1 protein-coding gene is annotated in these 316 nt (G+C 70.6%); it reads right to left on the minus strand.

What is annotated here, in order from left to right; genetic code table 11:
• Positions 1–40: 40 nt before the first annotated feature.
• A partial coding sequence (locus EXE45_RS18595) for a heterodisulfide reductase-related iron-sulfur binding cluster (RefSeq protein WP_274595500.1) occupies positions 41–316 on the minus strand: 276 nt, incomplete at its 5' end.

The following is a 316-nucleotide window of genomic DNA, read 5'->3' on the forward strand; positions in this document are numbered from 1 at the left end:
CCGGTCGCCGCCGTCCGAACCCCGCAACTCCCGGCGCCCGTCACTCCCGCGGCGCGATCACTTCGATCGGGTGGAGCAGCGACGCCTCCAGCAGGGCGTCGAGCTGTTCGGTACAGGAGGTGCCGGGCGCGACGACGGTCCGGTCGGTGTCGCCGAACTGCTCGACGAGGGGCTCGCCCACGTCCACGCTCAGCTCGTAGTAGTCCGTCTTGTAGCCGAACGAGCCCGCCATCCCGCAGCACTCGGTGTCGGAGACCAGCACGTCGTAGCCGAGCCGCTCGAAGGTCGCGGTCGCGTACTCGCCCACCTCGACCGT

Source organism: Halorubrum sp. SP9 (assembly GCF_005435015.1).
GTDB classification, from domain to species: Archaea; Halobacteriota; Halobacteria; order Halobacteriales; family Haloferacaceae; genus Halorubrum; species Halorubrum sodomense.